Annotated in this window: 6 protein-coding genes; 4 read left to right on the forward strand and 2 right to left on the reverse strand. The window is 63.5% G+C overall.

Annotated features, from left to right (window positions below):
- Positions 1–67: 67 nt before the first annotated feature.
- Positions 68–1,963, reverse strand: a complete 1,896-nt coding sequence (locus ACMV18_RS00980) for a B12-binding domain-containing radical SAM protein (protein ID WP_420816337.1) — start codon at positions 1,961–1,963, stop codon at positions 68–70.
- Positions 1,964–2,015: 52 nt separating this feature from the next.
- A complete protein-coding gene (gene prpR, locus ACMV18_RS00985) occupies positions 2,016–3,992 on the reverse strand; it encodes a propionate catabolism operon regulatory protein PrpR (RefSeq protein ID WP_420816338.1) in 1,977 nt (658 codons plus the stop codon).
- Positions 3,993–4,226: 234 nt separating this feature from the next.
- Here prpR and prpB point away from each other — a divergent pair, with 234 nt between their 5' ends.
- From prpB to ACMV18_RS01005, 4 genes are all read left to right on the forward strand, one after another.
- Positions 4,227–5,111 carry a methylisocitrate lyase gene (gene prpB / locus ACMV18_RS00990; protein WP_420816339.1) on the forward strand — a complete coding sequence of 295 codons (885 nt, stop codon included), beginning with the start codon at positions 4,227–4,229 and terminating at the stop codon, positions 5,109–5,111.
- Positions 5,112–5,147: 36 nt separating this feature from the next.
- The gene (prpC, locus tag ACMV18_RS00995; protein ID WP_420816340.1) at positions 5,148–6,311 is read left to right on the forward strand and encodes a bifunctional 2-methylcitrate synthase/citrate synthase; all 1,164 of its coding nucleotides are present in this window, start codon (positions 5,148–5,150) and stop codon (positions 6,309–6,311) included.
- 98 nt (positions 6,312–6,409) lie between these two features.
- A complete protein-coding gene (gene acnD, locus ACMV18_RS01000) occupies positions 6,410–9,022 on the forward strand; it encodes a Fe/S-dependent 2-methylisocitrate dehydratase AcnD (protein WP_420816341.1) in 2,613 nt (870 codons plus the stop codon).
- A 149-nt stretch (positions 9,023–9,171) separates the two neighbouring features.
- The coding region (locus ACMV18_RS01005) for a PrpF domain-containing protein (protein WP_420816342.1) at positions 9,172–9,307 on the forward strand (136 nt) is incomplete at its 3' end.

Below are 9,307 nucleotides of genomic sequence, written 5' to 3' on the forward strand. Positions count from 1 at the left end.
AAAGAGATCCAAATACTGAAAGCCATTGATACCAATGGCTTTCAATCTCTTTTTGCTATCAAAAATATCAATACGACTGCAACGCCCGTGCAATGCGGTCACGCTTGACGGTGGGCTTTGGCACCTTGAACGGGAACCACATGCGCACATCTTCTTCCAGAGCTATGCCGTGCATGAAGTTGTAGATGGCCTTTTTCAGCACTTTGCCCAGGCGGTCGTGATCGACGCCCGTGGGGTCAATGAAGCCCACATCGTTCTTGGCGAAGGTGACAGGCGGCAGCGGCAAGAGCTCGATGCCATAGGCCGCGGGGTCCAGCCCCACCGGCGAGTGCACCGTGCAGGCAAAGCGGTGGAAGAAGCCGGACTGGATGCAGCCTTCGGCAAACAGCTGGCGCACGTATTCGAGCGCATCCACCGTGTCTTGCACGGTCTGGGTCGGGAAACCGTACATCAGGTAGGCGTGCACGAGGATGCCCGCATCGGTGAAGGCGTGGGTCACGCGCGCCACCTGATCGACTGACACGCCCTTCTTCATCAGCTTGAGCAGGCGGTCCGAGGCCACCTCCAGCCCACCGGAGATGGCGATGCAGCCACTGTCGGCCAGCAGTTGACACAACTCGGGGGTGAAGGTTTTCTCAAAGCGGACGTTGCCCCACCAGGAGATGGCGACACCGCGTCGGATCAGTTCTTCCGCCAGGGCTTTGAGGGCCTTGGGCGGTGCCGCCTCGTCCACAAAGTGAAAGCCGGTCTGCCCCGTTTCTTGGACGATGGCCTCGATGCGATCGACCAGCACCGAAGCTTCAGCACCTTCGTAGCGCGCGATGTAGTCGAGGCTCACATCACAGAAGCTGCATTTCTTCCAGTAACAACCGTGCGCCACCGTGAGCTTGTTCCATCGACCGTCTGACCACAGACGGTTCATCGGGTTGAGCATGTCGAGCAAGGACAGGTAGCGGTCCAGCGGCAGCCCATCCCAGGTGGGCGTACCGATGTCAGCAAAGGGCACATCAGGCTCTTGCCAGTTGAGGTAGCGCACCTGCCCGCTCTCGGCGTCGCGCACAAAGGTGCGCACCAGTCGCTGGGCGGATCGCTGACCTTGCAGATGTTCCAGCAGCGCCAGCAAGGGGCGCTCGCCGGCATCCAGGGTCACGAAGTCGACGTAATCGAACACCCGGGGCTCGGTGAGTTCACGCAGTTCGGTGTTGACGAAACCACCACCGAGGACGAGGCGCACGCCTGGTGCCTGCTGCTTGATCGCCTGCGCCATGCGGAAGGCTGCGTAGACCGCGCCCGGAAACGGCACAGACAAGAGCACGACCTGTGGCTGGTGGCGCGCCAAGGCCTGTAGCGTCAGCGTGCGCAAGGTCTCGTCGACCAGGTTGAGCGGTGCCGCCAAGGCCTCGGCCAGGGGATCGAAGGTGGGCTGACTGGTCGCCAGGGATTCGGCGTAGCGAACGAACTCAAACCGGGGATCGACCGCGTCACGCAGGACATCGGCCAGATCGTTCAGATACAGCGTGGCCAGGTGTTTGGCGCGATCGTGCTGCCCCAGCGCACCGAAGGCCCATGCCAGGGGATCACCCCCGTCTTCGTCCACATAGACGTCCAACGATGCGAAGCGCGGACCTTCCGGCAAAAAACCGCGACTGGCGATGCGATGGGCCAGCGTGGGATCGCGCCCTTGCAGGAAGGCGATCGTGGGCTCGACCGTGGCGAGGTAACGCTCGACATGGTCGGCAAAGAAGTTGACCGGGCCACTGCGCGCCTCATCGGGCAGGCGCTGCACACAGTCGTACACCGACTGCAAACCCGCGCGCGAGAGCAGGCTCAACACCAATTGCAGCGCGAGGTCTTCCTGCACGGCATCCACACCCCGGCTGCGCAGAAAGCCCGTGAGATACGCCGTCGACGGGTACGGCGTATTGAGTTGCGTCATGGGGGGAATCAGGGACAGGACGCGCATGGTGTATGTGGCGGGCTGGAGGGGGCGAATGGGGTGCGGCATTGTAGGTGGGTCAGGCTTCTCGCAGCTTGCGCCACAAGGTGGTCCGGCTGATGCCCAACTGCTGCGCTGCACGCCCCTTGTCGCCCCCGCAGGCGGTCAGCGCACGCTGGATGTCGCCTGCTGACACAGGTTGGCGGATCTCACCGGACATGGCCGGCGGCGCGATGACGGGTCGCCCCCGGGTGGCGGCAGTGGTAGCGGTGGCGAAGAGTTCGGGCGCGGTGTCTTGCACAAAGCTCGATAGCTGCCACGCAGGGATGGGCTCTGTGCGCGAGGCCGCGTAAGCCACCAAGCGCTCGATGAGGTTTTCAAGCTCACGGACGTTGCCGGGCCAGGGGTAGTGCGTGGTTTGCGCGATGAGTGCCGACAGCAGCGAGGCCGTGGCAGCAGGAGGCAAACCCAGACGGGCACAGACACGGGCGTGCAAGGCTTCTGCCAGCTCAGGCACGTCTTGGGCACGCTCACGCAAGGCGGGCATGTCGATGCGCAAGATGTTGAGGCGATAGAACAGGTCTTGCCGGAAGCGCCCGTCGGCCACGTGCGAGGCGAGGTCGCGATGGGTGGCCGCGATCACACGCACATTGACCGGCGTGGGCTCGGTCGCCCCGACACGCAGCACCTCGCGCTCTTGCAAGACCCGCAGCAGCCGGGTCTGCAAGGACAAGGGCATTTCGCCCACCTCGTCGAGGAAGATGGTGCCGTTGTGCGCAGCCTCGAACAGGCCGATCTTGCCGCCGCGCCGCGCCCCGGTGAAAGCACCCTCCTCGTAGCCGAACAGTTCGCTTTCGAGCAAGCTTTCGGACACGGCTGCGCAGTTGACCGCCACAAAGGGCATGTCACGCCGGTCGCTGGCCATGTGGATGCCTTGGGCCACGACTTCCTTACCGGTACCACTCTCGCCAATCAGCAGCACCGTGGCCTGGCTGCGCGCGCAGCTGGCCGCCATTCGCTGCACGCGCTCAATGGCCGGGCTGTGCCCGATCAGCTGGTGCAGTTCATAACGGGCATGCTGCGCCTGAGGTTTGATGCGGGTGCGGATGTGTCGGTCCACCCGCTGAATGGAGATGGGATCCTGGCTGCTGAGCAAGGCCCCGGTCAGCACACCTTGCTCGATCAGGGGGATGCGGTTGACGATGAGCGTCTTGCCCTTGACGCGCTCAATGCGTTCCAGGTCTTGCGTCCCCAGACGCAAGGTGTGCTGCAGACTCAGTTCAGGGCAGACGTCGCTGAGACGCCGACCGAGCCATTGCTCGGCCGTGACGCCCAGCCATTGCGCCATGGTCGGGTTGAGCGTGAGGATGCGTTCTTGCCGGTCCACGGCGATCACCCCGTCACTGAGCTGGGCGAGGATGGTGCTGAGGCGCTCGCGCTTGGCTTGCTCGATGCGGGAGGCGCGCGCCACTTCCACCGCATCTTCGAGTGCACCGCGCACTGCATCGATCGAATACAGAAAGATGCCCGTGAGCCCGTGCTGGTCAGCCAGATCGGCCACCACGCCCGACCCCACCACGACCTCCATACCCTGCTGCTGCAGCTCGCGCACACACGCCTGCGCCTCTTCTTCGGTACGGTAGCTGCGCTGCGACACGCCAAACTCGAACAGGTTGTCGAACTGCGTGAGGTCGGGTGCCATGCCCTCGTACGTGACCAGGCCGATGCGGGCCGACAGCCTGCGTGCATGGGTCAGGGCTTGCATGAGGTCAAAACCCCCAACCTTGACCAAGACCACCGGGGTGTCGAGGTGCTGACGCAAGTAGGCCCCATTGGAGCCCGCCGCCACGATGACATCCACGGGCCGTTCGCGCTGCAGGGTGCGCACCCGCGCCACGGCTTGGTCAAAGCCCATGTCCAGCACCTCGACCGCAGCCCGATCAGCAAACTCGGGCGCCAGCTCTTGCAGGAGCTTGTTGATGCGACGAAATCCCACCGCCACAATGCGCGGGATGGAGGTTGGCAACGCGGCGTGCAAGCTGGCAGGGGGCAACATGGCAAGTTCACTTGAAACGTTTCATAAGTTTCACACAAAAGTGAAACACGTTTCATGAAACGATCACTGCAACACCCACTGGGGTGAACCCTCTTTGCTGCAAGGCACAAACCGGCGCCAAATCAAGCACTTAGGGACGATGGCCCTGAGCAGTGGGGGCGGCCATGCGTGCTGGCACGCAGGTTGCGCTAAGACTGGCAGTTTCTCGTTGACACGTTCCACTGGAGAACCCACATGGCACTCACCTCCCCCGGCGCACGTTTCCGCCAGGCCCTCAAGGACGAATCGCCCCTGCAGATCATGGGCACCATCAACGCCAACCACGCGTTGCTGGCCAAGCGGGCGGGCTACCGCGCCATCTACCTGTCGGGTGGCGGTGTGGCTGCTGGCTCGCTGGGTTTGCCTGACCTGGGCATCAACACGATGGACGACGTGCTGATCGATGTGCGCCGCATCACCGACGTGTGCGACGTGCCCCTGCTGGTCGACATCGACACCGGCTTTGGCCCCTCGGCCTTCAACATCGAGCGCACCGTCAAGAGCCTGATCAAGGCCGGCGCCGCCGCTTGCCACATTGAAGACCAAGTGGGCGCCAAGCGCTGCGGCCACCGTCCAGGCAAGGAAATCGTGACCACCGAAGAGATGGTGGACCGCGTGAAGGCCGCCGCCGACGCCAAGACCGACCCGGACTTTTTCCTGATCGCCCGCACCGACGCCATCCAGGTGCACGGCGTGGACGCCGCCATCGAGCGCGCGATCAAGTGCGTGGAAGCCGGTGCCGATGGCATCTTCGCCGAAGCCGCCTACGACCTGCCCACCTACGAGAAGTTCTGCAAGGCCGTGAACGTGCCCGTGCTGGCCAACATCACCGAATTCGGCAAGACCCCGCTGTTCAGCGTGGACGACCTGCGCCCCAGCGGCGTGGGCATGGTGCTGTACCCACTGAGCGCCTTCCGTGCCATGAACAAGGCTGCCGAAGCGGTGTACACCGCCATCCGTCGTGACGGCCATCAAAAGAATGTCGTGGACTTGATGCAGACTCGCGAAGAGTTGTACGACCGCATCGGCTATCACGCCTTCGAGCAGAAGCTCGATGCGCTGTTCGCCGCCAAGAAGTAATTCCCTGTTGCCCTCTCTCATCTGGAGACACATCCCATGAGCGCTACCCCCGAGACGACCACCCCCGGTTTCAAGCCCAAGAAGTCTGTGGCCCTGTCTGGCACCGCCGCCGGCAACACCGCCCTGTGTACCGTGGGCCGCACTGGCAATGACCTGGCATACCGTGGCTACGACATCCTGGACGTTGCGACCACCTGCGAATTTGAAGAAATCGCCCACCTGCTGGTGCATGGCAAGCTGCCCACCGTGGCTGAACTGGCTGGCTACAAGGCCAAGCTGAAGGCTCTGCGTGGCCTGCCCGCAGCCGTGAAGGTCGCCTTGGAGCAACTGCCCCCGTCCTCTCACCCCATGGACGTGATGCGCACCGGCGTGTCCGTGCTGGGTTGCGTCAAGCCCGAAAAGGAAGACCACAACCACCCCGGCGCCCGCGACATCGCTGACAAGCTGATGGCCTCGCTGGGTTCGATGCTGCTGTACTGGTACCACTTCGCGTACAACGGCAAGCGCATCGAAGTCGAAACCGATGACGACTCCATCGGCGGTCACTTCCTGCACCTGTTGCACGGCGAGAAGCCCCGCGACAGCTGGGTGCGCGCGATGCACACCTCGCTGATCCTGTACGCCGAGCACGAGTTCAACGCCTCGACCTTCACCTCGCGTGTGGTGGCCGGCACCGGCTCCGACATGTACTCAACCATCTGCGGCGGCATCGGTGCCCTGCGTGGCCCGAAGCACGGCGGCGCCAACGAAGTGGCCTTCGAGATCCAGAAGCGCTACGACAACCCGGATGAAGCTGAGGCCGACATCCGCGCCCGCGTCGAGAAGAAGGAAGTCGTGATCGGCTTCGGTCACCCCGTCTACACCGTGAGCGACCCGCGCAACGTGGTCATCAAGAAGGTGGCGGAAGACCTGTCCAAGGAACAGAACAACATGAAGATGTACAACATCGCCGAACGTCTGGAGTCGGTGATGTGGGAAATCAAGAAGATGTTCCCGAACCTGGACTGGTTCTCGGCCGTGAGCTATCACATGATGGGCGTGCCCACCGACATGTTCACCCCGCTGTTCGTGATCGCTCGCACCTCGGGCTGGTCGGCTCACATCATCGAGCAACGCATTGACGGCAAGATCATTCGTCCGTCGGCCAACTATGTCGGCCCAGAGGATCAGAAGTTCGTGCCGCTGAAGAAGCGCAAGTAATTCTGAAGAGCCAGGACAAGGGCGCCACATGAGCAAAACGTGTGGCGCCTTTTGACCTTGTCGCCCCTGCGCTGCCCCACCCCTCACCGCTGCCAGCCATGAACACCCAATACCGCAAGAACCTGCCCGGCACCACGCTGGATTACTTCGACACCGAAGCCGCTGTGGAAGCCATCAAGCCAGGCGCCTGGGCCACACTGCCCTACACCGCCCGCGTGCACGCCGAGAACATCGTCCGCAAGGCCGACCCGGCCATCATCACCGACTGCCTGACGCAGATCATCGAGCGCAAGCGCGACCTCGACTTCCCCTGGTTCCCGGCCCGCGTGGCCTGCCACGACATCCTGGGCCAGACCGCCCTGGTGGATCTGGCGGGTCTGCGTGACGCCATCGCCAAAGAAGGTGGCGACCCTGCCAAGGTCAACCCCGTGGTGCCCGTGCAGCTGATCGTGGACCACTCGTTGGCCGTGGAGTGCGGCGGCTTCGACCCCCAAGCCTTCCAGAAGAACCGCGACATTGAAGAGCGCCGCAACGAAGACCGCTTCCACTTCATCGAGTGGACGAAAAAGGCCTTCGCCAACGTGGACGTGATCCCAGCGGGCAACGGCATCATGCACCAGATCAACCTGGAGAAGATGTCGCCCGTGATCCACTCGGACAACGGTCTGGCCTACCCCGACACCTGCGTCGGCACCGACTCGCACACCCCACACGTGGACGCGCTGGGCGTGATCGCCATTGGCGTGGGCGGCCTGGAAGCCGAGAACGTGATGCTGGGCCGCGCTTCGTGGATGCGCCTGCCTGAAATCGTCGGCGTGAAGCTGACCGGCCAACGTCAGCCCGGCATCACCGCCACCGACGTGGTGCTGGCCCTGACCGAGTTCCTGCGCAAGAACAAGGTGGTGGGTGCTTACCTCGAGTTCTACGGTGAAGGTGCGTCGAAGCTGACGATTGGCGACCGCGCCACGATCTCGAACATGGCCCCCGAATACGGTGCCACCGCCGCCATGTTCAGCATCGACGAACAAACGCTGGACTACCTGACGCTGACCGGCCGCGACGCAAGCCAAGTCAAGCTGGTCGAGACCTATGCCAAGACCGCTGGCCTGTGGTCGGACAGCTTGAAGAATGCCGTGTACGAGCGCAACCTCGAGTTCGACCTGTCGAGCGTCGTGCGCAACATGGCTGGCCCCTCGAACCCGCACGCCCGCGTGGCCACGAGCGATCTGGCTGCCAAGGGCATCGCTGGTCAATGGGCCATGCCCAAGGCCGAAGAAGGCACGATGCCCGATGGCGCCGTGATCATCGCGGCCATCACCTCGTGCACCAACACCTCCAACCCGCGCAACGTGATTGCGGCCGCCCTGCTGGCCCGCAACGCCAACAAGCTGGGCCTGACCCGCAAGCCTTGGGTGAAGTCCTCGCTGGCCCCCGGGTCGAAGGCGGTGGAACTGTACCTGAAGGAAGCCAATCTGCTAGGCGACCTGGAGGCCTTGGGCTTCGGCATCGTGGCCTTTGCCTGCACGACCTGTAACGGCATGTCGGGCGCGCTGGATCCCAAGATCCAGCAAGAGATCATCGACCGCGACCTGTACGCCACCGCCGTGCTCTCGGGCAACCGTAACTTCGATGGTCGCATCCACCCCTATGCCAAGCAAGCCTTCCTGGCCTCGCCCCCGCTGGTGGTGGCCTACGCCATTGCCGGCACCGTGCGTTTCGACATCGAAAACGACGTGCTAACGGTCGTGGACGGCAAGGAAATCCGCCTGAAGGACATCTGGCCGTCGGACGAAGAGATCGACGCCGTGGTCAAGGCCGCCGTGAAGCCCGAGCAGTACCGCGCCGTGTACGAGCCCATGTTCGCCATCCAGGCCGACAAGGACGAGAAGGTCAGCCCGCAGTACGACTGGCGCGCCATGTCGACCTACATCCGTCGCCCGCCTTACTGGGACACGGAAGGCGTTGGCGCCCTCGCAGCCAACCCACGCACCTTGAAGGCGATGCGCCCGCTGGCCATCCTGCCCGACAACATCACCACCGACCACCTGTCGCCGTCGAACGCCATTCTGGCCAGCTCGGCTGCGGGTGAGTATCTGGCCAAGATGGGTCTGCCGGAAGAGGACTTCAACTCTTACGCCACCCACCGTGGTGATCACTTGACCGCCATGCGTGCCACCTTCGCCAACCCGACGTTGAAAAACGAAATGGTGCGCAAGGAAGACGGCTCGATCAAGGTCGGCTCGTGGGCCCGCGTGGAACCCGAAGGCCAGGTCATGCGCATGTGGGAGGCCATGGAGACCTACCTGAACCGCCGTCAGCCGCTGATCATCATCGCCGGCGCCGACTACGGTCAGGGTTCGTCGCGTGACTGGGCCGCGAAGGGCGTGCGTCTGGCTGGCGTGGAAACCGTCGTGGCCGAAGGCTTCGAGCGCATCCACCGCACCAACCTGATCGGCATGGGCGTGCTGCCCCTGGAGTTCAAGCCGGGCACCACCCGTCTGACCCTGGGCCTGGACGGCACCGAAACCTTCGACGTGGAAGGCGATCTGAAGCCACGCGCCGACCTGACCCTGGTGATCCACCGCAAGAATGGTCAGACCGAGCGCGTGACCGTGACCAGCCGTCTGGACACCGCCGAAGAAGTGTCGGTGTACGAAGCCGGTGGCGTGCTGCAACGTTTCGCACAAGACTTCTTGGCAGCAAATAAGTGACCACCCCCGAGCGCCGTTGGCGCTCCCCCTCAAGGGGGCGCAGCCAGTGGACCGGCAAAGCCGGATCCACGGCTGCTGCTGGGTCAGGCCGAGGCTGTGCAACGAGGGTTGCGCACTTCGGCCTTTTTTGATCATTGAAGGAGCACTGAATGGCTCATCCCGCACAAATCAAGATCCCCGCCACCTACATCCGTGGCGGCACCAGCAAGGGTGTGTTCTTCCGTCTGCAAGACCTGCCCGAAGCCTGCCAGCAACCCGGCGAAGCCCGTGACAAACTGTTCATGC

This window comes from Aquabacterium sp., assembly GCF_048860245.1.
In the GTDB taxonomy this organism is placed as follows: Bacteria; Pseudomonadota; Gammaproteobacteria; order Burkholderiales; family Burkholderiaceae_C; genus Aquabacterium.